24 protein-coding genes are annotated in these 25,019 nt (G+C 54.7%); 13 read left to right on the top strand and 11 right to left on the bottom strand.

Annotated elements, in window-relative coordinates:
• Window positions 1-11 precede the first annotated feature (11 nt).
• The gene (gene fsa / locus ACSZO4_RS09435; protein ID WP_437888667.1) at window positions 12-674 is read left to right on the top strand and encodes a fructose-6-phosphate aldolase; all 663 of its coding nucleotides are present in this window, start codon (window positions 12-14) and stop codon (window positions 672-674) included.
• Window positions 675-727: 53 nt separating this feature from the next.
• Complete coding sequence (gene gldA, locus ACSZO4_RS09430; RefSeq protein ID WP_437888666.1) at window positions 728-1,831, top strand: bifunctional L-1,2-propanediol dehydrogenase/glycerol dehydrogenase; 1,104 nt, start codon at window positions 728-730, stop codon at window positions 1,829-1,831.
• Between the two features lie 62 nt (window positions 1,832-1,893).
• Here the strand turns inward: gldA and metF are convergent, their stop codons facing one another.
• Both metF and ACSZO4_RS09420 read right to left on the bottom strand, forming a co-directional pair.
• A complete protein-coding gene (gene metF, locus ACSZO4_RS09425) occupies window positions 1,894-2,784 on the bottom strand; it encodes a methylenetetrahydrofolate reductase (protein ID WP_437888665.1) in 891 nt (296 codons plus the stop codon).
• 152 nt (window positions 2,785-2,936) lie between these two features.
• Window positions 2,937-3,836, bottom strand: a complete 900-nt coding sequence (locus ACSZO4_RS09420) for a LysR family transcriptional regulator (RefSeq protein ID WP_437888664.1) — start codon at window positions 3,834-3,836, stop codon at window positions 2,937-2,939.
• 87 nt (window positions 3,837-3,923) lie between these two features.
• Here ACSZO4_RS09420 and ACSZO4_RS09415 point away from each other — a divergent pair, with 87 nt between their 5' ends.
• Complete coding sequence (locus ACSZO4_RS09415) at window positions 3,924-4,304, top strand: carboxymuconolactone decarboxylase family protein (protein ID WP_437888663.1); 381 nt, start codon at window positions 3,924-3,926, stop codon at window positions 4,302-4,304.
• Here ACSZO4_RS09415 and ACSZO4_RS09410 read toward each other — a convergent pair whose 3' ends face one another.
• Both ACSZO4_RS09410 and metB read right to left on the bottom strand, forming a co-directional pair.
• Complete coding sequence (locus ACSZO4_RS09410) at window positions 4,305-6,737, bottom strand: bifunctional aspartate kinase/homoserine dehydrogenase II (protein ID WP_437888662.1); 2,433 nt, start codon at window positions 6,735-6,737, stop codon at window positions 4,305-4,307.
• 2 nt (window positions 6,738-6,739) lie between these two features.
• Window positions 6,740-7,900, bottom strand: a complete 1,161-nt coding sequence (gene metB / locus ACSZO4_RS09405) for a cystathionine gamma-synthase (protein ID WP_437888661.1) — start codon at window positions 7,898-7,900, stop codon at window positions 6,740-6,742.
• Window positions 7,901-8,178: 278 nt separating this feature from the next.
• On the opposite strand from metB, the gene metJ reads away from it, so the two are divergent.
• A complete protein-coding gene (gene metJ, locus ACSZO4_RS09400) occupies window positions 8,179-8,496 on the top strand; it encodes a met regulon transcriptional regulator MetJ (RefSeq protein ID WP_437888660.1) in 318 nt (105 codons plus the stop codon).
• Between the two features lie 314 nt (window positions 8,497-8,810).
• On the opposite strand, the gene ACSZO4_RS09395 is transcribed toward metJ, so the two are convergent.
• A complete protein-coding gene (locus ACSZO4_RS09395) occupies window positions 8,811-9,491 on the bottom strand; it encodes an oligogalacturonate-specific porin KdgM family protein (RefSeq protein WP_437888659.1) in 681 nt (226 codons plus the stop codon).
• A gap of 371 nt (window positions 9,492-9,862) precedes the next feature.
• Window positions 9,863-10,075: a 50S ribosomal protein L31 gene (gene rpmE, locus ACSZO4_RS09390; protein ID WP_437888658.1), complete on the bottom strand. Its 213-nt coding sequence runs from the start codon at window positions 10,073-10,075 to the stop codon at window positions 9,863-9,865.
• Window positions 10,076-10,282: 207 nt separating this feature from the next.
• Between rpmE and priA the strand changes: the two genes are divergently transcribed.
• The 7 genes from priA (at window position 10,283) to rraA (ending at window position 18,245) form a co-directional block, all read left to right on the top strand.
• Window positions 10,283-12,478 carry a primosomal protein N' gene (gene priA / locus ACSZO4_RS09385; protein ID WP_437888657.1) on the top strand — a complete coding sequence of 732 codons (2,196 nt, stop codon included), beginning with the start codon at window positions 10,283-10,285 and terminating at the stop codon, window positions 12,476-12,478.
• Between the two features lie 124 nt (window positions 12,479-12,602).
• Complete coding sequence (gene cytR, locus ACSZO4_RS09380; protein ID WP_437888656.1) at window positions 12,603-13,628, top strand: DNA-binding transcriptional regulator CytR; 1,026 nt, start codon at window positions 12,603-12,605, stop codon at window positions 13,626-13,628.
• Window positions 13,629-13,723: 95 nt separating this feature from the next.
• Complete coding sequence (gene ftsN / locus ACSZO4_RS09375) at window positions 13,724-14,701, top strand: cell division protein FtsN (protein WP_437888655.1); 978 nt, start codon at window positions 13,724-13,726, stop codon at window positions 14,699-14,701.
• 91 nt (window positions 14,702-14,792) lie between these two features.
• A complete protein-coding gene (gene hslV, locus ACSZO4_RS09370) occupies window positions 14,793-15,323 on the top strand; it encodes an ATP-dependent protease subunit HslV (protein ID WP_437888654.1) in 531 nt (176 codons plus the stop codon).
• 9 nt (window positions 15,324-15,332) lie between these two features.
• Window positions 15,333-16,667, top strand: coding sequence for an HslU--HslV peptidase ATPase subunit (gene hslU, locus ACSZO4_RS09365; RefSeq protein WP_437888653.1), 1,335 nt, complete (start codon window positions 15,333-15,335; stop codon window positions 16,665-16,667).
• Between the two features lie 70 nt (window positions 16,668-16,737).
• Window positions 16,738-17,667: a 1,4-dihydroxy-2-naphthoate polyprenyltransferase gene (gene menA / locus ACSZO4_RS09360; RefSeq protein WP_437888652.1), complete on the top strand. Its 930-nt coding sequence runs from the start codon at window positions 16,738-16,740 to the stop codon at window positions 17,665-17,667.
• 92 nt (window positions 17,668-17,759) lie between these two features.
• Entirely contained in the window at window positions 17,760-18,245 is a 486-nt protein-coding gene (gene rraA, locus ACSZO4_RS09355; RefSeq protein ID WP_043866238.1) for a ribonuclease E activity regulator RraA, read from the top strand.
• 82 nt (window positions 18,246-18,327) lie between these two features.
• On the opposite strand, the gene ACSZO4_RS09350 is transcribed toward rraA, so the two are convergent.
• The 5 genes from ACSZO4_RS09350 to zapB all read right to left on the bottom strand — a co-directional run bounded on the left by ACSZO4_RS09350 (window position 18,328) and on the right by zapB (window position 22,087).
• The gene (locus ACSZO4_RS09350) at window positions 18,328-18,681 is read right to left on the bottom strand and encodes a hypothetical protein (protein ID WP_437888651.1); all 354 of its coding nucleotides are present in this window, start codon (window positions 18,679-18,681) and stop codon (window positions 18,328-18,330) included.
• Window positions 18,678-19,136, bottom strand: coding sequence for a class I SAM-dependent methyltransferase (locus ACSZO4_RS09345; RefSeq protein ID WP_437888650.1), 459 nt, complete (start codon window positions 19,134-19,136; stop codon window positions 18,678-18,680). Before ACSZO4_RS09345 ends, ACSZO4_RS09350 begins: the two co-directional genes overlap by 4 nt.
• Window positions 19,126-20,379 (bottom strand): MFS transporter, encoded by a 1,254-nt coding sequence (locus ACSZO4_RS09340; protein ID WP_437888649.1) that lies wholly within the window; start codon window positions 20,377-20,379, stop codon window positions 19,126-19,128. Before ACSZO4_RS09340 ends, ACSZO4_RS09345 begins: the two co-directional genes overlap by 11 nt.
• A gap of 133 nt (window positions 20,380-20,512) precedes the next feature.
• Window positions 20,513-21,505: a helix-turn-helix transcriptional regulator gene (locus tag ACSZO4_RS09335; RefSeq protein WP_437888648.1), complete on the bottom strand. Its 993-nt coding sequence runs from the start codon at window positions 21,503-21,505 to the stop codon at window positions 20,513-20,515.
• Between the two features lie 336 nt (window positions 21,506-21,841).
• Window positions 21,842-22,087 carry a septal ring assembly protein ZapB gene (zapB, locus tag ACSZO4_RS09330; RefSeq protein ID WP_437888647.1) on the bottom strand — a complete coding sequence of 82 codons (246 nt, stop codon included), beginning with the start codon at window positions 22,085-22,087 and terminating at the stop codon, window positions 21,842-21,844.
• Between the two features lie 440 nt (window positions 22,088-22,527).
• Here zapB and ACSZO4_RS09325 point away from each other — a divergent pair, with 440 nt between their 5' ends.
• Window positions 22,528-23,373: an MIP/aquaporin family protein gene (locus ACSZO4_RS09325; RefSeq protein WP_437888646.1), complete on the top strand. Its 846-nt coding sequence runs from the start codon at window positions 22,528-22,530 to the stop codon at window positions 23,371-23,373.
• 21 nt (window positions 23,374-23,394) lie between these two features.
• A complete protein-coding gene (glpK, locus tag ACSZO4_RS09320) occupies window positions 23,395-24,903 on the top strand; it encodes a glycerol kinase GlpK (protein WP_437888645.1) in 1,509 nt (502 codons plus the stop codon).
• Window positions 24,904-25,019: the final 116 nt, after the last annotated feature.

Below are 25,019 nucleotides of genomic sequence, written 5' to 3'. Positions count from 1 at the left end.
GAGGACATATCATGGAACTGTATCTGGACACGGCCAATGTGCAGGAAGTTGAACGTCTGGCACGTATCTATCCCCTTGCCGGGGTCACCACCAACCCAAGCATTGTTGCCGCAGGCAAAGAGTCCATCTGGGAAGTGTTGCCTCGCTTGCAAAAAGCTATCGGCCCGGAAGGTAGGTTGTTTGCTCAGGTACTCAGCCGTGAAGCAGAAGGCATGGTTGCCGAGGCCAAACGCCTGAACAACGCCGTACCCGGTATCGTAGTCAAAATCCCGGTGACCTTCGAAGGGCTGGCAGCAATTAAATTACTGAAAAAAGAAGGTATTCCGACGCTTGGCACCACCGTTTACAGCGCCGCGCAAGGTCTGCTTGCAGCCCTGGCCGGAGCGAAATATGTCGCCCCTTACGTTAACCGCGTTGATGCCCAGGGCGGCGACGGAATTCGCACGGTCCAGGAGCTCCAGAGCCTGCTGGAACAACACGCGCCAACAAGCAAAGTGCTGGCCGCCAGCTTCAAAACGCCGCGTCAGGCGCTGGACTGCCTGCTCACCGGCTGCGAGGCTATCACCCTGCCTTTAGATGTAGCGCAACAAATGCTCAATACTCCCGCGGTAGAGTCAGCAGTGGAGAAGTTTGAGCAGGACTGGAACAACGCATTCGGCAATCTCAACCTGTAACCCGGCGATAAGGCCGCAGTCCGCGGCCTGAATAGCCAGAATGGAGGAAATGTATGGACCGCATTATTCAATCCCCAGGTAAATATATTCAGGGTGCAGACGTTATCACTCGTCTCGGTGACTACCTCAAACCACTGGCGGCAAGCTGGCTGGTTGTCGGTGATAAATTCGTATTAGGTTTCGCCCAGGAAGCCCTGCAAAAAAGTCTGGCGGATGCCGGACTGGCTTGCGAAGTAGTGCCTTTCGGTGGTGAATGTTCGCAAAGTGAAATCGATCGCCTGCGCGCTATCGCCGAGAACGCGCACTGTGGCGCAGTGCTCGGCATAGGCGGCGGCAAAACTCTCGATACCGCAAAAGCATTAGCCCACTTTATGGGTTTGCCCGTTGCGATTGCGCCCACCATCGCCTCGACCGATGCGCCGTGCAGTGCGCTGTCGGTTATCTATACCGATGAAGGGGAGTTTGACCGCTATCTGCTGCTGCCCAAAAATCCGGACCGGGTCATCGTCGACACTAAAATTGTCGCCGGTGCGCCAGCACGATTACTGGCGGCAGGCATTGGCGATGCGCTGGCAACCTGGTTTGAGGCCCGGGCCTGCTCACGCAGTGGGGCCACCACCATGGCTGGCGGACAGTGCACCCAGGCAGCACTGGCGCTGGCGGAACTTTGCTACAACACGCTGATCAACGAAGGGGAAAAAGCGATGCTGGCAGCAGAGCAGCACGTGGTGACGCCTGCGCTGGAGCTGGTTGTCGAAGCGAATACGTACCTCAGCGGCGTTGGCTTCGAAAGCGGGGGGCTGGCCGCCGCACACGCTATCCACAACGGTTTGACCGCCATTGCGGATGCTCACCATTACTATCATGGCGAGAAAGTTGCCTTTGGAACCCTGGCCCAGTTGGTGCTGGAAAATGCACCTGCGGAAGAGATTGAAACCGTGGCCGCACTCTGCCACACCGTGGATCTGCCAATTACCCTGGCACAGCTGGATATCACCGAAGACGTGTCGGCGAAGATGCGTATCGTGGCTGAAGCGGCATGCGCCGAAGGCGAGACTATCCATAACATGCCAGGCGGCGCCACCGCCGATCAGGTATACGCTGCGCTGCTGGTCGCCGACCAGTACGGCCAGCGCTTCCTCGATGAGTGGGAATAAAAACTTCACACTCCCGGCGTTTGTCGGGAGTGTTTTATGTAGACAAGAGGAATCTCGCGCTGTCAGACAGCCGGGCGAACACCCAGCGTGTGGCAGATGGCATAGCTCATTTCTGCACGGTTCAGGGTGTAGAAGTGGAAATCTTTTACCCCTTCACGACTGAGAATTTTCACCATATCCATGGCGATACTGGCTCCGACCAGTTTGCGGGTTTCGGCATCGTCATCCAGCCCGGCAAACATTTGCGACATCCAGGCCGGGATACGCACATTGGTCATATCGGCAAATTTCTTCGCCTGTTTGAAGTTGGAGACCGGCAGAATACCCGGAATGATTTCCACATCAATCCCTGCACTCACGCAGCGGTCACGGAAACGCAGATAGCTTTCCACATCGAAGAAAAATTGCGTGATTGCACGGTTAGCACCCGCATCCACTTTGCGCTTCAGGTTGAGTAGATCCGCCTGGGCGCTCTTCGCTTCCGGATGCACTTCCGGGTAGGCGGCAACAGAAATATCAAAATCCGCGACCTCTTTCAGTAAGGTCACCAGATCGGCGGCATACATATCCGGCTTACCGCCGTTCGGCGGCAGGTCGCCGCGCAACGCCACGATATGGCGAATACCGTTGTCCCAGTAATCTTTGGCAATAGCGCGCAGTTCATCACGGGAGGCATCGATACAGGTTAAATGCGGCACGGCTTCCAGACCGGTACGATCTTTGATGCCTTTGATAATGCTATGCGTGCGGTCGCGTTCACCAGAGTTAGCACCGTATGTAACGGAGACAAACTTAGGTTTCAGGATGCTCAGGCGATCAATGGAGTTCCACAAGGTCTGTTCCATTTCACTGGTGCGCGGCGGGAAAAATTCAAATGACACATTAATCTGTCCCTGCACTTCAGCCAGGCTCTGATTCAGGGCTTCTCGCTGGTTGGCGTGAAAAAAGCTCATACCTTACCTCATCAATCGCATGTTGTTATTTATTGCGCTGCGAACATCTATCCGTTTAGACGTCTGGATGTAAAAATGACGGAAAAGCGCGCGGGCGTCAACTGGAAAATCATTATTATGCGTGAGGAATACTCAGTGAAGATGAAAAACATTCATCTCAGCCCGGCCTGGAGTAATGTATTCAGCCACTGCCAGCGTGCGGCGCTCTCCTCCGTCATGACCAGCCCGACGCTAATACTGAGCGCAGTATCGTTCAGCGGACGAAAAATCACGCCCTGACGCTGGATGGCGGTAAATGAAGATGCAAATAACCCCATGCCATCGCCGTTGGCTATTCGGGCAAGCAATACATCGTGCTCCAGAGGTTCTTCAAGGCAGGAAGGCGCATAGCCCGAGCGCTGGAAAAACTGCCTGGCATAGTCAAAAAATAGCGGATTTCGTTCACGCTTAAACCAGAATAAGGGCCGGTCGTGCAGCACACTTAAACTCAGCGATTCACTTTTTGCCTCCGGCCAGCAGGCCGGTAATGCGGCGATCAACGGCTCCTGCCAGAACGGAGAGGACACCACTAACCCTGTTGTTTCGAGAGGAAGAACCACCAGCGCGGCATCTATTTTTCCCCGCCTCAACAGGCGAATCAGCTCGGGTGAACCATGACGCGTGATATGCAACGCATTAACGCGCATCCTGAGCCGGGCTTCCAGCGAAGCAAAAACACCCTGTTCAACAGCGGTACTCAGTCCCAGGCGTAATGTCTGCACGCCGGTTTTGGCTATCCGGGTCAGTGCGGCCCAGGTTTTATCCTGCATATCCAGCAATGGCCGCACTGTCTCCAGCACGCGCACACCATCTTCGGTAAGGGTTAGCCCCCGGGTATGACGGACAAAAAGCACAACCCCCAGCCGTTCTTCAAGCTGGCGAATATGGCGGCTCAGCGGCGGCTGTGACATAAAAAGTCTCTGCGCCGCCCGGCTCATATTGTTTTCCTCCGCCACTACCGCAAAGTAGCGCAGCAGGCGAATATCCAGAGAGTGCAAAGAGGAATTTGTCATACCAAAAAGGTATCACGGAAAGGGTATTACCCAAAACGTCGCCTGCTCTCTATCCTCATGCCGTACATCACAAATGAGGAATTTATCATGCATTCGGAACGCTTTATTACCGGTCAAAAAATGTTGCAACTTGTGGATGGTAAGGGCGGTGATGCCGTTATAGACAGCCTGCAGGATATCGCGCCTGACTTTGCCCGTTACCTGCTTGAGTTCCCTTTCGGCGATATCTATACCCGCCCGGGACTGGATCTGCGCAGCCGGGAAATCGCCACCGTCGCCGCCTTAACCGCATTGGGTAACGCTGCGCCTCAGCTTAAGGTGCATATCGCTGCGGCTTTGCATGTGGGTTTAACCCGGGAAGAGATTATTGAGATCATTATGCAGATGGCAGTCTATGCCGGTTTTCCGGCTGCGCTGAATGGTTTGTTCGCCGCAAAAGAGGTTTTTGCGGCGAAACCAAACGACTAGTTACAGCAACTGCGCCAGACGGTTGATATCCGACTGGATCGCCCCGGCAGTCACATCACGCCCGGCGCCGGGGCCGCGGATCACCAGTGGGTTATCGCGATACCAGCGGCTTTCGATGGCAAACACATTATCACACGGCAGCAATGAGGCCAGCGGGTGCTCCGGGCGCACCGCTTCAACGCCGACGCGTGCTTTGCCGTTGGCGTCAAAACGCGCCACATAACGCAATACCAGCCCCATTTCACGGGCCGCTTCAACCCGCTGCACCATTTGCTCATTCAGCTCATCGCCATTTTCGAAGAAGTGATCGACAGAGCCCTCTTCACAACCCGCCGGAACCAGTGACTCAACGCGCACCTGATCCGGCTCAATGTCGTATCCGGCTTCACGGGCGAGGATCACCAGCTTGCGCATCACGTCTTTGCCGGAGAGATCCACCCGGGGATCTGGCTCCGTCAGCCCCTGTTGCCAGGCCTGATCCACCAGATCGGTGAAAGGCACCGAGCCGTCAAATTGCAGGAACAGCCAGGAGAGCGTCCCGGAGAAAATGCCGCTAATGGCCAGGATGCTGTCGCCGCTATCAATCAGATCGCGCACCGTATGGTTAACCGGCAACCCGGCGCCGACGGTGGCGTTATACAACCAGTGACGCCCGGTTTTTTCAAAGGCGTCATGGATCTGGCGGTATTTATTGCTGTCGCTGGCACCAGCCAGTTTATTGGCGCTGATCACATGAAAACCGTGGCTGGCAAAATCCAGATACTGATCGGCAAGCTGCTCGCTGGCGGTCACATCCAGCACCACCAGATCGTCGTACGGATGCGCACGCATCCACAGGAACAGGGACTCTTCATCCTGTTCGACAGCCTCATCATTGAAGAAAGCCAGCGCCCGGCTGGCGTCCAGCCCCTCATAGTTCAGCAGGCTGCGACGGCTGTCGACCACGCCAGCAAGGACAAACTCAAAGCCGGTACGGGCCGAGAGCGCGCTTTGCTCGCGAGCAAACAACTCCAGCCAGCGTGAACCGATATTGCCTTTGCCAAACAGTACCAGGCCGATACGTTTTTCGGCGCGGAACAGCGACTGATGCAGCCCCTGAATCAGGCTTTCGGTCGGCCCGACGCGCAGCACCGCCACCAGACTAATGCCCTCGTCAGACTGAGAGATAAATTCAACCGGCTGGCCTTTCAGCTGCTGCCAGAAACGGTGACTGTGGAGCGGGTTGCGGCAGACGCCAGCCCCCACCAGCGCCACCAGCGCCAGCCCCTGACGCAAGCGCAGCTCGCCAGGCAGACCGGCTTCATTCAGCAGTTTAAAGACGCTGTCCACCACTTCGGAGGTGTAGCACAGTTGCAGCAGGTTGCGATCGGCATGAGCCCCTGTAGCCAGAGGACGCGCCTGCCCGCGCTTAAGCAGCAACTCGATATCTTTTTGCGCCAGTTTGAAGTCCTGCCCGGCAGGCACCTGGAACTCGATCAGGCAAACATCGTCATGGCTGGTGACAATACGTGCGCCAGTGCCCGAGGCCAGTACCCGCTCAATACGCGTGGAACCCTGCTCCGGGTTGTAGCTACAGCGCAGTTGCAAATCGATATTGCTGCCCGATACCGGCTGCAACGTGCGAGCATGCAGCACCGGAGCCGCAAGGCGCGCCAGTTCGCTGGCTTCATCCAGACGCAGCAAGGGTAACAGGCAGGCATCTTTCACTTTCCGTGGGTCGGCACTGTAAACCCCGGCCACGTCGCTCCAGATGGTCACGCGTGAAACACCACCTAACGCACCGACCTGGGTCGCTGAGTAGTCAGAGCCATTACGCCCCAGCAGCACGGTTTCACCCGCTTCATTGCGGCTGATAAAACCCGTCACCACAATGCGCTTTTCCGGATGTTGCGCCAGCAGTTGCTGCAATAGCGGCCAGGAGGTTCCTTCATTCACCTGCGGCTGGGCAGCCCGCTCTGCGCGCAGGAACTCTCGCGCATCAAGCCAGGTGGCTTCGAGACCTTGTTGATTGAGCACCGCCGACATCAAACGGGCCGACCAGATTTCGCCATGCCCGACCACTTCGGCATAGACCGCATCCGTGATGCCGCTATCGAGCAGACCGGCGAGACGTTCGAGATCGCGAATAAAATCGCCGATCAGACCGTCAGCCACTTCCGCTGGCAGCAAGCCAGCGATCAGTTCGCTCTGATAACGACGTAAAGACTGTTGAACCTGATGCGCAGAAAGCCGATCGGTCTGGCTTAATTTAAGCCAACTGATCAACTGGTTGGTGGTGCTGCCCGCCGCCGAGACGACCATCATGTCGCCCGGTTGCGAATACTCGTTCATGATCCCCGCAACGCGCAGATAACATTTCACGTCAGCCAGACTACTTCCACCAAATTTGTGCAGCTGGCGTACCTTCGCCCCTGCCTGCGCATTCACACTCATGTTTATCCCTCAGCCGCGATCCGGAAGCCATTTTCCAGATCGGCAATTAAATCGTCACCATCTTCAATGCCGGTTGAGATACGCAGCAGCGTCTCCGAAATCCCGGCGGCGGCACGTGCTTCCGGCGCCATGCCCGCGTGTGTCATGGTGGCGGCGTGGGAGATTAAGCTTTCAACCCCACCTAAAGATTCCGCCAGCGTGAATAATGACAGCCCGCTTAAGAAGCGACGCAGTGTTTGCTCATCGCCATCCAGCTCAAAACTCAACATTGCCCCAAAGCCTTTTTGCTGGCGTGCGGCAATCTCATGCCCCTGGTTATCCGGCAGTGACGGATGATAAAGTTTTTTCACCAGTGGCTGCGTTTTCAGAAACTCAACAATCGCCTGCGCATTACGCTGGGCCACTTCCATACGCGGAGACAGCGTACGCAGGCCGCGCAGCAACAGATAACTGTCAAAGGCGCTGGCGGTGACGCCGATATTATTCGCCCACCATGCCAGTTCAGTGACAGTCTCCGGATCTTTGGCAATCACCACACCAGCGACAACATCGGAGTGGCCGTTCAGATATTTAGTACAGGAATGCAATACTAAATCCGCACCCAGCGCCAGCGGATTTTGCAACGCCGGGCTCATAAAGGTGTTATCCACCACGCTTACCGCCCCGGCTTCGCGCGCCAGCTGGCAGATTTTCGCAATATCCACCACGCGCAACAATGGGTTGCTTGGACTTTCCACCAGCACCAGCTTCGGTTTTTGCGCCAGCGCAGCTTTTAGTGCCTGTTCATCGCCCTGATCGACAAATAACACCTTATAACATCCGCGTTTAGCCAGACTATCGAACAGACGATAGCTGCCGCCATAGCAGTCATGCGGCGCAACCAGCAGATCTCCAGGTTTGAGGAACACGGTGGTCACCAGGTGAATAGCCGACATGCCGGTATTGGTCAGAACCGCGCCCGCGCCCCCTTCCAGCTCAGCCAGCGCCCGCTGAGTAACATCACGTGTTGGGTTGCCACGACGCGAATAGTCATGCGCGCGAGGTTCATTAAATCCGGTGAAATTATAGGTGCTGGAGAGATGGATAGGTGGGACAACGCAGCCGTACTGCTCGTCATCGTTCAATCCGCTACGCACTGCAATGGTGGCCTGTTTACGCGTCATGGTGAAGGCTTCCTGGCTTAATGGATGAAAAGTCAGGTCACAGAGTAAACACTGGCTTGATGGACGTCAATACATCTGGACATCTAAACTTCTTTGCGTATAGATTGAGCAAAACCGCAATAGCCGTTAAAATTATACGCTTTAGTGAAGCAACGTCGCGCGATACACCGTGTCACTGTACTGACTCTACGGTAAACTACGCGAGATTACGGTCCGGGCACGGCACTTAACCCAGGTTCAGACCTTCTATTAATGACTGAGAGGATTAAAGGTATCTCATGGCTGAATGGACCGGCGAATATATCAGCCCCTACGCTGAGCACGGTAAGAAGAGTGAACAAGTAAAAAAAATTACAGTTTCCATTCCTCTGAAGGTGTTAAAAATCCTTACCGATGAGCGCACCCGTCGACAGGTCAACAACCTGCGTCATGCCACCAACAGTGAACTGCTTTGTGAAGCATTCCTGCATGCGTTTACCGGCCAGCCTCTGCCCAATGATGAAGATCTGCGTAAAGAACGCAGTGATGAAATCCCGGAAGAAGCCAAAGTGATTATGCGCGAATTGGGTATCGACCCTGATACGTGGGAGTACTGATAAAACAAAGGCGGCTCATGGATTGAGTCGCTTTTTGTATCCAACAAGGAGGTAAAGCATGCAAAAGAAATTTATCTTAATTTTGCTGCCGGCGATCGTTTTCCCGGTTCAGGCGTATGAACCCCAAACAGGCGCAGATGGCAAAGCGCTACAGCCAATGATTACCAGGTAATATAAAAAGGCAGACGATATCTTCTGCCTAAGATTTTCTACCTGACTTGTTTAGTCTGTCGATATTCTGCTACGCAGTCCTTAATGAAAGAGATACTTATAATTAAAAACTGCATTTACACATAACGACAATAAAGAAATGATTAGAAATTATATCCCAGACCAATACGATAACGCGTCTGACGATCGTCTGTCGTTGCGGTACTATAACCAGAAGAGACGTTCCCCACCTCAGCAAAAGGCACCCACGAGCCATATTTATAGGCTACACGGAAATTATATTCATAATCCGTCTTAGTGTTGTTATAAATATTTTCGTTTTCCGCGAATTTATAAAAACCGTTTAACTCGAACATCCAGTTTCCCGTGTTATAGCCAATCCAGGCTTCCGGGCGACTCAAACGGCGATCGTCACGCCCTTCGGCATTGCGGCGCGCATACTCATAGCGATAGCAGAATGCGGTCCACCAGTTAGCATCAATGTTGTACTGGGCACGAATATAAGGTTTATAAATCGCGATGTTATCGCCTGTTTCTACCGCTATGCCGCCCTGCCAGATCAGGTCGCTCAAGGTCGTCTGGTAGCTTGCCGTATACTCGACGCCGTTTGACTCCATATTATTTAGCGGTTTTTTGGCTTGTGCATCATTTGAACGGGAAATACCTTCCACTGCCACACCAAAACCGTTCGAGAAACGTTGCGACATATACACACGATCGTAGTTACGGCCATCATCATAATATTCATGACGATAATCGACATAGCCGGCATGGGCCGCCCCTGCTATTACTGGAAGCAGTATTAATGCGAATTTCAACTTCATGGAAATTCCTCTTTGACGTAATTTCAACAAAAGAAAAACATGTAGCTGATAATTTCCAGGCCAAGGTAACAAGTGAAATTGATAGCTACAAATTTAAAAGGTGTTACAACACGAATAATTGTATTTTAATGTAAATATGCAAACCTTTTAAATTTTGCCAGGGTTTTCTATTAGTGGCAAAAATCCGAAGATTTATAAGCGCCACATCACCAACTGAAACAATAGGCCTTTAAAAAAGAAACACTGTATCAAATCAATAAAACTGAATTTGTAAAAATGAGGAAAAGAAGAGGTGAGAAGCAGCCAGACCAGGCTATAGCGAAATGTAGGGACAAAAAAAGCGCCTTGCGGCGCTTTTCTCGTCAGGCTGCTTATTTAGCGCCCGGGATGCTGAAACGCTTGTTGAAGCGGTCAACACGGCCACCGGTAGCAACATCACGCTGTTTGCCGGTGTAGAACGGGTGGCACTGGCCGCACACGTCGAGGTTCAGGTCGTGACCTACGGTTGAGCGGATTTTGATCGCGTTACCGCAAGAGCAGTTTGCAGTAACTTCGGTATAATTTGGGTGAATACCTTTTTTCATGGGAAACCTCAGTTTAAGGCCGCGTCGCTCTTCCAGCCCTAACGCCAGACACCACGCGAGTTAAAGAAAATAGTGGATCTCTGCTGCGTGAATACGCACCAAAGGCGGCGAATCATACAGAAATTAGCCATCGTATGCAAACTGATCCGCGCCCCGCAAGGAACAATGTGTATACTATCCCGCCAGTTTTCAAGCCAGGATCCCGAAATGTCCGTCGCCCACGTAGCGCTGCCTGTACCCTTGCCCCGTACCTTTGACTACCGGTTGCCTGAGAGCATGGTCGTCAGCGCGGGCTGCCGTGTGCGTGTGCCCTTTGGCAACCAGCAGCGGGTGGGGATCGTGATGGCCGTCAGCGAACGCAGCGAACTGCCCATCAGCGAACTCAAGGAGGTGCTTGAGGTACTCGATGGCGAGCCCGTGATCGGCGGATCGCTCTGGAAGCTCTTGCTCTGGGCTGCGGATTATTATCACCATCCCATCGGCGACGTGCTCTCAAACGCACTGCCAGTCCTGTTGCGCCAGGGGAAACCCGCCAGCGCTTCATTACAGTGGTTCTGGTTTGCGACGGAGCAAGGCCAGGCTGTTGACATCAACTCACTTAAGCGTTCACCCAAACAACAGCAGGCCCTTGCCGCCCTGCGCCAGGGACGTATCTGGCGACATCAGGTAACGGAGCTTGATTTCACCGAAGCGGCCCTGCAGTCACTGCGTAGCAAAGGGCTGGCCGAGCTCAATAGTGAAGCCCCGGATCTACAGGACTGGCGAACCGGTTATGCCGTATGTGGCGAGCGCTTAAGGCTGAACACGGAACAGGCCACCGCCGTCGGGGCGATTCATAGCGCGGACGACCGCTTCTCCGCCTGGTTGCTCGCAGGCGTTACCGGCTCAGGCAAAACCGAGGTCTACCTGAGCGTACTGGAAAACACCCTCGCTCAGGGCAAACAGGCGCTGGTGATGGTGCCGGAAATCGGCCTGACGCCACAGACCATCGCGCGTTTTCGTGAACGCTTTGCCGCCCCTGTCGAAGTGCTGCATTCCGGTCTCAATGACAGTGAACGCTTATCCGCCTGGTTAAAAGCGAAAAACGGCGAAGCGGCGATTGTGATCGGCACCCGTTCGGCGCTGTTTACCCCTTTTAAAAATCTGGGCGTCATCGTCATCGATGAAGAGCATGACGCCTCCTATAAGCAGCAGGAAGGCTGGCGCTATCATGCGCGCGACCTGGCGGTTTACCGCGCCCACAGTGAGCAGATCCCTATCATCCTTGGCTCTGCGACACCGGCGCTGGAAACGCTGCAAAACGTGCGGGCGCGAAAATACCATATGCTACGCCTGACCCGCCGCGCCGGTGGCGCTCGCCCGGCCCTGCAACACGTACTGGATTTAAAAGGCCAGACGTTACAGGCGGGATTATCCCCGGCGCTCATTAACCGGATGCGTCAGCATTTACAGGCCGGTAATCAGGTTATCCTTTTTCTTAATCGCCGGGGATTCGCTCCCGCCCTGCTCTGCCATGACTGCGGCTGGATAGCCGAATGCCCGCGCTGCGATCACTACTACACACTACACCAGACGCAACATCAGTTACGCTGCCACCATTGCGACAGCCAGCGCCAGGTACCCCGCCAGTGTCCATCCTGCGGGTCAACGCATTTAACGCCCGTCGGGCTTGGGACTGAGCAACTGGAACAGGCGCTTGCCCCCCTCTTCCCGGGCGTGCCGCTCTCCCGCATTGACCGCGACACCACCAGCCGCAAAGGCGCGCTTGAACAGCATCTTGCTGATGTTCATCGCGGGGGCGCACGTATCCTGATTGGTACCCAAATGCTGGCGAAAGGCCACCACTTCCCGGATGTCACCCTGGTGGCGCTGCTGGATGTGGACGGGGCGTTGTTCTCCGCAGATTTTCGTGCCGCTGAGCGTTTTGCCCAGCTTTATACCCAGGTGTCAGGGCGGGCTGGACGCGCTGGCAAACAGGGCGAGGTGGTTCTGCAAACCCACCACCCGGAACATCCCCTGCTGCAAACGCTATTACATAAAGGCTACGACACTTTCGCTGAGCAGGCCCTGGCAGAGCGACAGACCATGCAGTTACCGCCGTGGACCAGTCATGTGATCATCCGCGCCGAAGATAACAACAACAGCCAGGCCCCCGTGTTCCTGCAACAGTTGAAAAATTTACTGCAAGCCAGCCCACTGGCGGATACGCAACTGTGGGTGCTGGGCCCGGTCCCTGCCCTTGCCCCAAAACGCGCGGGCCGCTGGCGCTGGCAGCTGTTACTGCAACACCCTTCGCGCGTCCGACTGCAACAAATCATTAGCGGTACCCTTACGCTTATCAACACCCTGCCTGAGGCACGCAAAGTGAAGTGGACGCTGGATGTCGACCCAATCGAGAGCTAAGGTTGCGAGCCGGGTCTAAAAATTCAACTTTCATCACACTTTTAATGAAAATACTGTAACCGGTCCGCTTAACTATCTGATAAAAATGTGTCTGCGCGTGTATCGCGCAGGCGAGGAGAAGAAGGTGAAGACCAGGAATCCGGTTGCAGCCGCGACCATGAAAGATGTTGCCGTAAAAGCGAATGTTTCAACAGCAACCGTGTCCCGTGCATTAATGAATCCCGATAAGGTGTCGCAGGCAACCCGCAACCGGGTTGAGCAGGCGGCAATGGAAGTGGGCTATCTGCCGCAGGCAATGGGACGCAACGTAAAACGCAATGAATCACGGACCATCCTGGTGATTGTGCCCGACATTTGCGATCCCTTCTTTAGCGAGATCCTTCGCGGCATTGAAGTCACCGCCGCAGAAAATGGCTATCTGGTTCTGATTGGCGACTGCGCCCACCAGAATCAACAAGAAAAAACCTTTATTGATTTAATCATCACCAAGCAGATCGACGGCATGCTGCTGTTGGGCTCGCGCTTACCCTTCGATGCCAGCATTGAAGAACAACGCAATCTGCCGCCGATGGTGATGGCCAATGAATTCGCCCCAGAGCTGGAACTGCCGACGGTACATATTGATAACCTGACCGCCGCCTTCAACGCGGTCAATTATCTGCGCGAGCAGGGTCACCTGTTAATTGGCTGTATTGCCGGTCCGGAAGAGATGCCGCTGTGCCACTACCGGCTCCAGGGCTACGTTCAGGCCCTGAGACGCTCCGGCATCACCGTTGATCCTCACTACATTGCGCGCGGTGATTTTACCTTTGCCGCCGGTAGCAACGCGCTGGAACAACTGCTAAATCTGCCCAAGCCGCCCACAGCGGTGTTCTGTCATAGCGACATTATGGCGCTTGGCGCAATCTCGTATGCCAAACGTCGGGGTTTGCAGATCCCGCGCGATTTATCGATTATTGGCTTTGATAACATTTCGCTGGCTGAATTTTCCGATCCACCGCTCACCACCGTCTCCCAGCCCCGCTACGATATCGGGCGCGAATCGATGCTGCTGTTGCTGGATCAACTACAGGGACATAACGTCAGCAGCGGTTCCCGCTTGCTGGACTGCGAATTAATCGTTCGAGGCTCGACAAAAGCGCTGCCCTAACGTAAACAGGTTATTGGAATCCCTCTTCTGGTCAAAAGCCCGCCGCTTAAGTAACATGGCGGGCTGATAAACGAAATAAATACAGCGAAACGATAGTGGCACAACGAGATTATGTACGCCGCAGCCAGTCGGCTCCTTCGCGGCAAAAAAAGAACAGCCCAAGGAAAAAACAACGCAGTTCGTCCGCTGTCTCACCAGCGATGGTCGCGATCGCTGCTGCCGTGGTAGTAGCCTTTATCGGTGGTCTGTACTTTATTACTCACCACAAAAAAGAAGAATCCGAAACGCTGCAAAGCCAGAAAGTGGCAGGTAATGGCCTGCCGCCGAAGCCGGAAGAACGCTGGCGTTACATTAAAGAGCTTGAGAGCCGCCAGCCTGGCGTCCGTGCGCCGACCGAGCCTTCTGCCGGCGGGGAAGTGCAAAATGCGGATCAGCTGACGGGCGAACAGCGCCAGTTGCTCGCGCAGATGCAGGCCGATATGCGCCAGCAGCCGACGCAACTGAGCGAAGTGCCGTGGAACGAACAAACGGCGGAACAGCGTCAACAAACGCTGCAACGCCAGCGTAAGGCACAGCAGCAAGTTCAGCAGCAACAGCAGTGGGCCAATACAGCCACGGAACAGCCACGCAGCCAGCAGCCTGCGGCGCAAACGCGCACCGCGCAAACCGCCCCGGCGCAACAGCCTGCGCGCCAGACTCAAAAACCTGTTGCGGCCAGTCAGCAACCTTACCAGGATTTACTGCAAACACCTGCGCACACTGCCGCTACCGCGCCGAAAACAGCGCCGACAGCGCCCATTACAAACGAAACGCAGCCGCCGAAGCCGACGGCCGAGAAGAAGGATGAGCGTCGCTGGATGGTGCAGTGTGGTTCCTTCAAAGGGCAGGAACAGGCTGAAACCGTGCGTGCCCAGCTCGCGTTTGAAGGATTTGATTCCCGCATCACCAGCAGCAATGGCTGGAATCGCGTGGTTATCGGCCCGGTGAAAGGCAAAGAAAATGCCGATGGCACCATCAGCAGACTTAAGGTCGCTGGCCACACAAACTGTATCCGTCTCGCCTCCGGGGGTTGAAACCCCCAAAATCCCCCCCATCTATACTTGCATTCAGCCCCGTACTCATACGGGGCTTATAATTCTGTATTGGTAACCAGGGGGTCTGCTCGTGACAACAATAGTAAGCGTACGCCGTAACGGCCATGTCGTTATCGCCGGTGATGGCCAGGCCACACTGGGCAACACTGTAATGAAAGGCAATGTGAAAAAAGTCCGTCGTTTGTACAACGACAAAGTGATCGCTGGCTTCGCTGGCGGCACCGCAGACGCATTCACCTTGTTTGAACTCTTTGAACGAAAACTGGAAATGCACCAGGGACATCTGGTGAAAGCCGCAGTGGAACTGGCCAAAGACTGGCGCACCGACCGCATGCTGCGCAAGCTTGAAGCCTTGCTGGCTGTCGCAGATGAAACCGCGTCGCTGATCATCACCGGCAACGGCGATGTGATTCAGCCAGAGAACGATCTGATTGCCATTGGCTCCGGCGGTCCCTACGCGCAGGCGGCTGCCCGGGCACTGCTGGAAAACACGGAAATGGGTGCACGCGACATTGCTGAGAAAGCATTGAATATCGCTGGTGATATTTGTATCTACACCAACCATTTCCACACCATCGAAGAATTGACCTCCAGGACGTAAGGATTTCCCATGTCTGAAATGACCCCACGCGAAATAGTCAGCGAACTGAATAAACACATTATCGGCCAGGACGCGGCGAAACGTTCAGTGGCTATCGCCCTGCGTAACCGCTGGCGTCGTATGCAGCTTGATGAAGAGCTGCGTCACGAAGTCACCCCTAAAAACATTCTGATGATTGGCCCGACCGGGGTGGGTAAAACTGAAATCGCCCGTCGCCTCGCGAAGCTGGCAAACGCGCCTTTTATCAAAGTCGAAGCAACCAAGTTCACCGAAGTGGGCTATGTTGGTAAAGAAGTCGACTCTATCATCCGCGATCTGACCGATTCCGCACTTAAAATGGTGCGTGTGCAGTCGATCGAGAAAAATCGCTATCGTGCCGAAGAGATGGCTGAAGAGCGCATTCTGGATGTTCTGATCCCACCGGCAAAAAACAACTGGGGCCAGGCAGAGCAACCTACTGAGCCTTCCGCAGCACGCCAGTCCTTCCGCAAAAAACTGCGTGAAGGTCAGCTGGATGACAAAGAGATTGAGATCGATCTCGCTGCCGCGCCAATGGGTGTTGAAATTATGGCGCCTCCGGGCATGGAAGAGATGACCAGCCAGCTGCAGTCCATGTTCCAGAACCTGGGTGGTCAGAAGCAGAAGCCGCGTAAGCTGAAAATCAAAGACGCGATGAAGCTGCTGGTGGAAGAAGAAGCCGCCAAGCTGGTAAACCCGGAAGAGCTGAAGCAGGACGCCATCGACGCCGTTGAACAGCACGGTATCGTGTTTATCGACGAAATCGACAAAATCTGTAAGCGCGGCGGTAACGCTTCCGGCCCGGATGTCTCCCGTGAAGGCGTACAGCGTGACCTGCTGCCGCTGGTGGAAGGCTGCACCGTGTCCACCAAACACGGGATGGTCAAGACCGACCATATTCTGTTTATCGCCTCCGGCGCGTTCCAGGTTGCCAGCCCTTCTGACCTGATCCCGGAATTGCAGGGACGTCTGCCCATTCGCGTCGAGCTGAAAGCGCTGACGACAGAAGATTTCGAGCGCATTCTTACCGAGCCAAATGCTTCTATTACCGTGCAGTACAAAGCATTGATGGCGACCGAAGGCGTCAGTATCGAATTCACCGAAGACGGTATTAAGCGCATCGCTCAGGCGGCATGGCAGGTTAACGAAACCACCGAAAACATCGGTGCCCGTCGTCTGCATACCGTGCTGGAACGTCTGGTGGAAGACATTTCCTATGAAGCCAGCGACCTGAACGGCGAAAGCATAACTATTGATGCCGACTATGTAAGTAAGCACCTTGATGCTTTAGTGGCAGATGAAGATCTGAGTCGTTTTATCTTATAATCCCCGCCACAACGTTTTCATCACTTTCGATGGGGGCTTATGCCCCCATTTTTATTACTGGCTGGGCACTATGACTGAGACACAATCTTTGAGCCGTACCCAGGCCTGGCTGGAAAGCCTGCGGCCTAAAACGCTCCCTCTGGCCTTTGCCGCCATTGTGGTCGGCACGGCACTCGCATGGTGGCAGGGCTTCTTTGATCCTCTGGTCGCCGTGCTGGCGTTAAGTACCGCCGGGCTGCTGCAAATTCTCTCCAACCTGGCCAACGATTACGGGGACGCCGTTAAAGGCAGCGATAAACCGGACCGTATCGGCCCGTTACGCGGGATGCAAAAAGGGGCGATTTCCCTTGAGCAGATGAAACGGGCGCTCATTATCGTCATTGCCCTGAGCTGCATTTCCGGCCTGTTGCTTCTGCTGGCCGCGACGCAGACGCTGGCGGATTTTGTCGGTTTTATCGTGCTGGGCATACTGTCGATTATTGCCGCCATCACCTACACCGTCGGCAAGCGTCCCTATGGTTACATTGGCCTGGGCGATGTTTCGGTGCTTATTTTCTTCGGCTGGCTGAGCGTGATGGGGAGCTGGTATTTACAGGCGCACACACTGAGTCTGGCCGTTTTCCTGCCCGCCACCGCCTGCGGTTTACTGGCAACGGCAGTGCTTAACATCAATAACCTGCGCGATATCGACAGCGATCGTGCAAACGGCAAAATCACTCTGGTCGTGCGGCTGGGGCCGGTTAACGCCCGTCGTTATCACGCCTGTTTACTGGCCGGAGCCCTGATCTGCCTGGCGCTGTTTAACCTGCTGTCACTGCAAAGCATTTGGGGCTGGTTGTTCCTGCTTGCCACGCCATTGCTGTTTAAGCAGGCCCGATTTGTCATGCGTGAGCTGGACCCGAAAGCCATGCCGCCGATGCTTGAGCGCACGGTTAAAGGGGCATTACTGACTAACCTTTTGTTTGTGATTGGGATTGTTCTAAGTCAGGTACATTTTTAACTGACAAAGGTCAATTAACAATTGATGATTTTGCCAACAATGTGTGATGCGCGATATACTGACTATTCTCGCAGCAACTGAACGTTAAGCCTATGAAATACGATACGTCTGAGCTCTGTGACATCTACCAGGAAGATGTCAACGTCGTGGAACCACTGTTCTCCAATTTTGGCGGACGGTCGTCGTTTGGCGGTCAAATCATCACGGTGAAATGTTTCGAGGACAACGGGTTGCTGTACGATCTGCTCGAACAAAATGGCCGTGGTCGTGTACTGCTGGTCGACGGTGGCGGTTCTGTACGCCGTGCCTTAATTGATGCGGACCTGGCACGCATCGCCACGCAGAACGAATGGGAAGGCATTGTCGTTTATGGCGCAGTGCGCCAGGTGGACGATCTGGAAGAGCTGGATTTAGGTATCCAGGCCATTGCCGCTATCCCGGTGGGAGCCGCTGGTGAAGGCATTGGTGAGAGCGATGTGCGCGTCAACTTTGGCGGCGTAACGTTCTTCTCCGGCGACCATCTCTACGCTGACAACACCGGTATTATCCTGTCCGAAGATCCGCTGGATATCGAGTAAGCTTCGCTGTCGCATTAAGAGATAACGGGCCGGGAAACCGGCCCGTTTTTTTATTCGGCTTTCACACCTGCACGTACTGACCTCAGAGCGATTTGCAGGTATGGATCCGGACATTGCCGGGCATATGCTTTCTTAAACCGGGTAGCCGGGCAAGCCAGGGCGCCAGCGCGGCCGGAAAAGTGCGAAAACGCCGGTAGGGGATCACGTCAACCTGAGTTATCTGCGGGCTCCAGCTTTTCATCAGGGCAGGCGCATCCCAGACATTGATGCCCCAGGGCATGGGGGGAACACGGTAAAAAGGGGTACGCCAGTAGCCACTGATTGTTTTGCGCGAAAACCAGCACGGGATGGTATCAAACATGATCTCCACGCCGGGCAAGCGCGCAATAATGGTCTCAATCAGCGCCCTGACCTGTTTCTGGGAAAAATACATCATAAACCCTGAGCCGTCACGAACACTGCCTGAGTGGTATCAACCTCATCGATCCACGCCGTATCAAAGGCACTCATGCGCAGATGCCGACAGCGTTCATCCGGCGTCAAAAAACGCTCACGGATCTCAATGGCTTGTGGAACATCGACGCACAGCCAGCGTACCTGGCCATCATCCAGACGATAAAATTGCGTTTCCAGGCCACAGCCCAACTCCACAACGGTTCCCCCTGGATGCTCGCTCATCCAGGGTTTGACGGCCTCATCAAAGATCATGGAGCGTACCGCATGTGACGCATCCGAGGGACCAAAACGCCGCAGGTAATCGTAATTGATGGCACGATAAATTCGCTCGGCGTGCGGATCTTTCATCATCGCATCCGGGCGCAGAGATTCGCTGGCCCGATTATGCAGGGTCCATAGCATGGTTTCGGGAATATCTGTCAGTTCAGGTTGCATCGGTAACCTCATGTTGCAGCATCTCCTTTGGCCGGTGACGCAGCGATAAAACAACGGTCAGGAGCGCGGCGAAAAGCGCTACCAGCTGTACCGCGCCGTAGCCCAGTCGTCCGGCCAGCCAGACGCCACAGGCACCCATAAACATGGCTGAGATCTGATAGAAGCTGAATTGCAGGGTAAAGTCGGTCGCGGGTGTCTGCGGCGATGCGTTATCCATAATCAGGGTACCAATCACCGCCATGGCCGGGTTGTAACAGAAGAAATAGATACAGACAGCAAAGGTCACCACCGTATTGCTGGTATACCCCAGAACAGGCAACGCAATGGCCGCAACGGCAATAAGCTGAGACAGCGCCGCCAGCAGCAAAGCCTGACGACGGCTAATATGGCGAATCAGCCAGCCGGTCAGCAACGCGGAGAGACAACCCGCAACAGAGCCCTGCACGTTGACCATCAGGCCGACCCGCTCCATCTTCCAGCCCGCGTCGATCAACACCGGGATAAGAATGCTCCATGCGATAGAAATCCCCATCGCATAGCACAGCAGCACCACCAGCCAGCCGCTGGCGCGATCGTGACGCCAGAAGGTAATAAAGCGCAGGAGCTGCCGACCCGGCAGCGGCGTCCGGGGCCAGCCTGGTTCACGGAAAAAGGGTAACTGGATAAGCGAAATCGCCGTTCCGGCCGCCAGCATCCACAGACAGGCTCGCCAGCCAATATGCGGATAGAGGATCAGCACCACGCCGCCGCCAATCAGGTAACTCAACAGTCCGCCTGCGGTTTGCAGACCGTTACCGATGCCGCGCTCAGCGGGCGTCAGCAAGCGACAGGCCAGTCCGTCAACGGCGATATCCTGACTGGCCCCACAGAGTGTCACCAGCAGGCAAAGCAGATATATCAGCGTAAAGTCTGTCGCAATATTTAAGCAGCCCATCGCCACCAGCCCGAGCGCCAGACCCAACTGCGACACAATCAGCCAGCCCTGATAATGCCCGCAGCGACGGGTCAGGCGGATACGATCCACCAGCGGCGCCCACAGGAATTTACAGGCGCCGAACATCCCCAGCAGGTAAATCAGGCTGATACGCTCCAGTGAAGCGCCCTGCTCTCGCAGAATCGCCACCAGCGCCACCACAAAAAAGCTCATCCCCAGATACTGCGTAATGTACAAACTCGCCAGCAGAGCCCAAGTGGAAAATGGCTTCTTCTCTCTCTCTTTGATCATCAACAGGCGGCTACTCATCAATAAAAATGCTTATTTTCAATTGGACGCAGTGAAGCATTATCAATAAAGAAAAACGCTCAGCTACCCGATACGGGAAGAAATACCCTGAGCGGGAAACTTCGTGTTGATACGAATGAGGGGGACCGCAAACTCACAGAAGGTGGCGTTTTAGTGATGACGGCAGCACGCCGTAAACCGCGCGAAACGCGGTCGAAAAATGGCTGGGATTGGAATAACCCACCGAGAGTGCCGCCTGCAACACGCTGGCCTGATGCTTTTCGATCAAATAACGGGCGTGGGTCATACGCGCCTTACGCAAAAATTCGGCGATGGTGTAGCCGGTGGCCTGGCGAAAGGCCGATTTCAGATAGCACTCATTCAGCTGCACGCGCCGGGAAAGCGAGGTAATGGTGTGCGGGTCTTTAAACTCGCTTTCGAGGATCTGTTGTACTTCGGCTACTGCAGTACGCTGACGAAAAGAGAGACGCTGGCTGCCCGGCAGTTTCAACGGCTCCTCGCCGGTACAGAGTCGGGTGATAAGATCCAGCGCCGCGGCTTCAATCTGTAAGCGCCCGATAACGGAATCAGTTCGTTGTTCAAGGATCCGCTGTGCGGCCTGCAAACCCCAGGCATAGCAAGGGTGCTGCGGGCAGAGGCTGCCCATCGCCAGCGGTGAGCCTGATACGGCGGCGCATTTTTGCCTGACAACCTCCATATGCAAACCATCCGCCATTGCCGCTGGCACCTCAATGGAGATGCCGGCAAAGGGGCTGTCCGGGAACTGCTCATAGTGCATTGGCGCACAGTGTTCATGCACCAGCATCGCGCCACTGGAAAAGACGCGTCCTTCCCTTCCGTCAACGCCGGAAACCCGCACTTTGCCGGAGAGCATGATATAGAGTGAAAGATTGCGACTCTGCGCGCTGTAATCCGATTGCCAGCCCGAGTTCAACGCGAACTGGCCACGGCCAATCATCAGGCCATGGTTAATCTGATACATATCCATCCAGCCTCGTCCCTGACCCTCAGCGATATCATATTTGGCATACAGAGAAGGGGCATCGGCTAAGCTGCCATTCGCCACAAAGAGATTATCTTTGTCGCGGTAGAAGTCCTGGTAATGCTCAATCAGGTTGCGGGACATTCAGCACATCTCTATGTAAATGATTATCGTTTACACAAATGTAATGCAAAATGCGTCGCTGAGGAACAGGTAATCTGAGCGGGAGAGTATCGCGAACAAAACAGCCGACATCCGCATAAAAAAGGGCACCATCAGATGCCCTTGATACACGTATTAGCGTTGCGTTTCTTCTCAGCCAACGCCGCCACGGCGCGAAAGATAAAACTGGATATTACGCGAAAGATTTCGTGATGTGGCAAGGCGGCAAGTGAGCAAATCCCCAGGAACATAGACCACTATGTGACTGGGGTGAGTGAGCGCTGCCAACGCCGCCACAGCGCGAAAGATAAAGCGTAATCAGACTTCTTCCATCCGGCCCAACAAAGCCTGCAAACGCTCCTGCCAGCCATGCTGCTGCTCTTTCAGCTGGTTGTTTTCACGCTCCAGCTCTTCACGCCCTTGCTGAGCGGAATCAATTTCCTGGCTCAGGCTGGTGTTCTTCTCTTTCAGCTCTTCGATTTCCATCTGCAGCAACGTGATGGTATCAATCGCCTGCTGTACTTTTGCTTCCAGTTTCTCAAATACTTCTAATGACATCGTCATACCTCTCCTGAATTGCAAGGCGTTGATGGATAGCGGTACCCCGCGGGTACCTCTTCGCTCCGTGAACGGCGACGCCTTCATTTGTTTAGCGCACGGCCCTGGTAGCCGATTGTATGAAGCCCTTACGCCCCTGTCCAGCGACAAGCCGCGCAGATCAAGCTTTGCAACACTTTTCAGTCTATGCCTGGAAGGATTGTGACGCCGCCCCCTAATTGTTAAATTATGAGTTACAAAAATGATTCAGCTCACACTTTGCCACCATTCGAAAACGCGCTTTGTAGCGCGTAAACGCTCATTTTATTGACGCACTACACACATTTTGATTTCGATATTTCTCGTTTGTGAGCATTAACGATAAATTAACAGTATGTCTACACGGCATCGTGGAGCCCCGACCTCCATGCAAACAATAACCATTAAACTCTTTGCAGGATCCGATTATGAGTCAAACTTCAACCTTAAAAGGCCAGTGCATCGCTGAATTCCTCGGAACCGGGTTGTTGATTTTCTTCGGTGTGGGATGCGTTGCGGCGCTTAAAGTAGCAGGTGCCAGCTTCGGGCAGTGGGAAATCAGTATCATTTGGGGTCTGGGCGTGGCGATGGCCATCTACCTGACCGCAGGGGTTTCCGGCGCACACCTAAACCCGGCAGTGACCATTGCCTTGTGGCTCTTTGCCTGTTTCGATGGGCGCAAAGTTGTTCCTTTTATTTTTTCCCAGTTTGCTGGTGCGTTCTGCGCAGCAGCCCTTGTTTACGGGCTTTACTACAATCTTTTCCTCGATTACGAACAAACTCACCACATTGTCCGCGGTACGGTTGAAAGTGTTGATCTGGCTGGCACTTTCTCAACTTACCCCAACCCGCATATCAATTTTGTGCAGGCCTTCGCGGTTGAAATGGTGATTACCGCTATTCTGATGGGCGTCATTATGGCGCTGGGGGACGACGGTAACGGTATTCCTCGTGGACCGCTCGCGCCGCTACTGATCGGCCTGCTGATTGCGGTGATCGGCGCCTCTATGGGCCCACTGACCGGGTTTGCGATGAATCCGGCACGTGATATCGGGCCGAAAGCCTTTGCCTGGCTGGCAGGCTGGGGCAATGTTGCTTTCACGGGTGGCAAAGATATTCCTTACTTCCTCGTGCCGCTGTTCGGGCCAATTGTCGGCGCATCGCTGGGTGCCTTTGGCTATCGTAAGCTGATAGGACGCCATTTGCCGTGTGATGTGTGCGCCGTGGAAGACAAAGATTCCACCTCTACTGCTCAACAAAAAGCTTCGCTGTAATGTGACTACGGGACATAAATCATGACTGACAAGAAATATATCGTTGCGCTCGACCAGGGCACTACCAGCTCCCGCGCCGTTGTAATGGATCATGACGCCAACATCATCAGCGTTTCACAGCGCGAATTCGAACAAATTTATCCGAAGCCAGGCTGGGTTGAGCATGATCCAATGGAGATCTGGGCAACCCAAAGCTCCACGCTGGTAGAAGTGCTGGCGAAAGCGGACATCAACGCCGATGAAATTGCCGCCATTGGTATCACCAACCAACGTGAAACCACCGTAGTCTGGGAACGTGAAACCGGTAAGCCTATTTACAACGCCATCGTCTGGCAGTGCCGCCGTACTGCGGATATCTGCGAGCAGCTTAAGCGTGATGGCATGGAAGATTACGTCCGCAGCGCCACCGGCCTGGTCGTTGACCCGTATTTCTCCGGCACCAAAGTGAAGTGGATCCTCGACCATGTCGAAGGCTCCCGTGAGCGTGCAAAACGTGGCGAACTGCTGTTTGGTACTGTCGATACCTGGCTTATCTGGAAAATGACCCAGGGCCGCGTACACGTCACTGACTACACCAACGCCTCCCGTACCATGCTGTTCAACATCCATGATCTGGACTGGGATGACAAAATGCTGGACGCGCTGGACATCCCGCGCGCCATGCTGCCGGAAGTGCGTAAGTCTTCCGAAGTCTATGGCCAGACTAACATCGGCGGTAAAGGCGGTACCCGTATTCCGATCGCCGGGATCGCGGGTGACCAGCAGGCGGCGCTGTTTGGCCAGCTGTGCGTTAAAGAAGGGATGGCGAAGAATACCTATGGCACCGGCTGCTTTATGCTGATGAACACCGGCGAGAAAGCGGTGAAATCAGAAAACGGGCTGCTGACGACCATCGCCTGCGGTCCAAAAGGCGAAGTGAACTATGCGCTTGAAGGTGCGGTGTTTATGGCGGGCGCCTCCATTCAGTGGCTGCGTGATGAGATGAAACTCATCAGCGATGCCTTCGACTCTGAATATTTCGCCACCAAAGTGAAAGACACCAACGGCGTGTATGTGGTGCCTGCGTTTACCGGCCTGGGCGCGCCTTACTGGGACCCGTACGCCCGTGGTGCTATCTTCGGCCTGACTCGTGGCGTGAACTCTAACCACATCATCCGTGCAACCCTGGAATCTATCGCCTACCAGACCCGCGATGTACTCGAAGCGATGCAGGCTGACTCCGGTATTCGTCTGCATGCCCTGCGCGTGGACGGCGGCGCGGTCGCCAACAACTTCCTGATGCAGTTCCAGTCCGACATTCTGGGCACCAGGGTGGAACGCCCGGAAGTGCGCGAAGTGACCGCGCTGGGCGCAGCCTACCTGGCAGGCCTGGCGGTCGGTTTCTGGCAGAACCTGGATGAGTTGCAGGAAAAAGCGGTGATTGAACGTGAATTCCGTCCGGGGATCGAAACCACCGAACGCAATGTGCGCTACAGCGGCTGGAAGAAAGCCGTTAAACGCGCCCTGGCGTGGGAAGATCACGGCGAATAATTCCCCTTACCCTCACCTTTGGTTTTCTCCCTCACCCTGGGGGCTGAGGAATCCCCAGAAAAAGTGAAAGGCACGATGAAGTGTGATCTACTGGTTGCGCTAACAAATCAGAAGAG

Origin of the sequence: Phytobacter sp. V91 (assembly GCF_965644225.1) — a bacterium.
Taxonomy (GTDB): domain Bacteria; phylum Pseudomonadota; class Gammaproteobacteria; order Enterobacterales; family Enterobacteriaceae; genus CBFFRJ01.
The sequence above is the reverse complement of the archived record's forward strand: the minus strand, read 5'-3'. Positions and strand labels throughout refer to the sequence as shown.

Coding starts and splice junctions, on each gene's coding strand:
- fsa (WP_437888667.1), top strand. CDS start 12: ATGGAACTGTATCTGGACACGGCCAATGTGCAGGAAGTTGAACGTCTG.
- gldA (WP_437888666.1), top strand. CDS start 728: ATGGACCGCATTATTCAATCCCCAGGTAAATATATTCAGGGTGCAGAC.
- metF (WP_437888665.1), bottom strand. CDS start 2,784: ATGAGCTTTTTTCACGCCAACCAGCGAGAAGCCCTGAATCAGAGCCTG.
- ACSZO4_RS09420 (WP_437888664.1), bottom strand. CDS start 3,836: ATGACAAATTCCTCTTTGCACTCTCTGGATATTCGCCTGCTGCGCTAC.
- ACSZO4_RS09415 (WP_437888663.1), top strand. CDS start 3,924: ATGCATTCGGAACGCTTTATTACCGGTCAAAAAATGTTGCAACTTGTG.
- ACSZO4_RS09410 (WP_437888662.1), bottom strand. CDS start 6,737: ATGAGTGTGAATGCGCAGGCAGGGGCGAAGGTACGCCAGCTGCACAAA.
- metB (WP_437888661.1), bottom strand. CDS start 7,900: ATGACGCGTAAACAGGCCACCATTGCAGTGCGTAGCGGATTGAACGAT.
- metJ (WP_437888660.1), top strand. CDS start 8,179: ATGGCTGAATGGACCGGCGAATATATCAGCCCCTACGCTGAGCACGGT.
- ACSZO4_RS09395 (WP_437888659.1), bottom strand. CDS start 9,491: ATGAAGTTGAAATTCGCATTAATACTGCTTCCAGTAATAGCAGGGGCG.
- rpmE (WP_437888658.1), bottom strand. CDS start 10,075: ATGAAAAAAGGTATTCACCCAAATTATACCGAAGTTACTGCAAACTGC.
- priA (WP_437888657.1), top strand. CDS start 10,283: ATGTCCGTCGCCCACGTAGCGCTGCCTGTACCCTTGCCCCGTACCTTT.
- hslU (WP_437888653.1), top strand. CDS start 15,333: ATGTCTGAAATGACCCCACGCGAAATAGTCAGCGAACTGAATAAACAC.
- menA (WP_437888652.1), top strand. CDS start 16,738: ATGACTGAGACACAATCTTTGAGCCGTACCCAGGCCTGGCTGGAAAGC.
- rraA (WP_043866238.1), top strand. CDS start 17,760: ATGAAATACGATACGTCTGAGCTCTGTGACATCTACCAGGAAGATGTC.
- ACSZO4_RS09350 (WP_437888651.1), bottom strand. CDS start 18,681: ATGATGTATTTTTCCCAGAAACAGGTCAGGGCGCTGATTGAGACCATT.
- ACSZO4_RS09345 (WP_437888650.1), bottom strand. CDS start 19,136: ATGCAACCTGAACTGACAGATATTCCCGAAACCATGCTATGGACCCTG.
- ACSZO4_RS09340 (WP_437888649.1), bottom strand. CDS start 20,379: ATGAGTAGCCGCCTGTTGATGATCAAAGAGAGAGAGAAGAAGCCATTT.
- ACSZO4_RS09335 (WP_437888648.1), bottom strand. CDS start 21,505: ATGTCCCGCAACCTGATTGAGCATTACCAGGACTTCTACCGCGACAAA.
- zapB (WP_437888647.1), bottom strand. CDS start 22,087: ATGACGATGTCATTAGAAGTATTTGAGAAACTGGAAGCAAAAGTACAG.
- ACSZO4_RS09325 (WP_437888646.1), top strand. CDS start 22,528: ATGAGTCAAACTTCAACCTTAAAAGGCCAGTGCATCGCTGAATTCCTC.
- glpK (WP_437888645.1), top strand. CDS start 23,395: ATGACTGACAAGAAATATATCGTTGCGCTCGACCAGGGCACTACCAGC.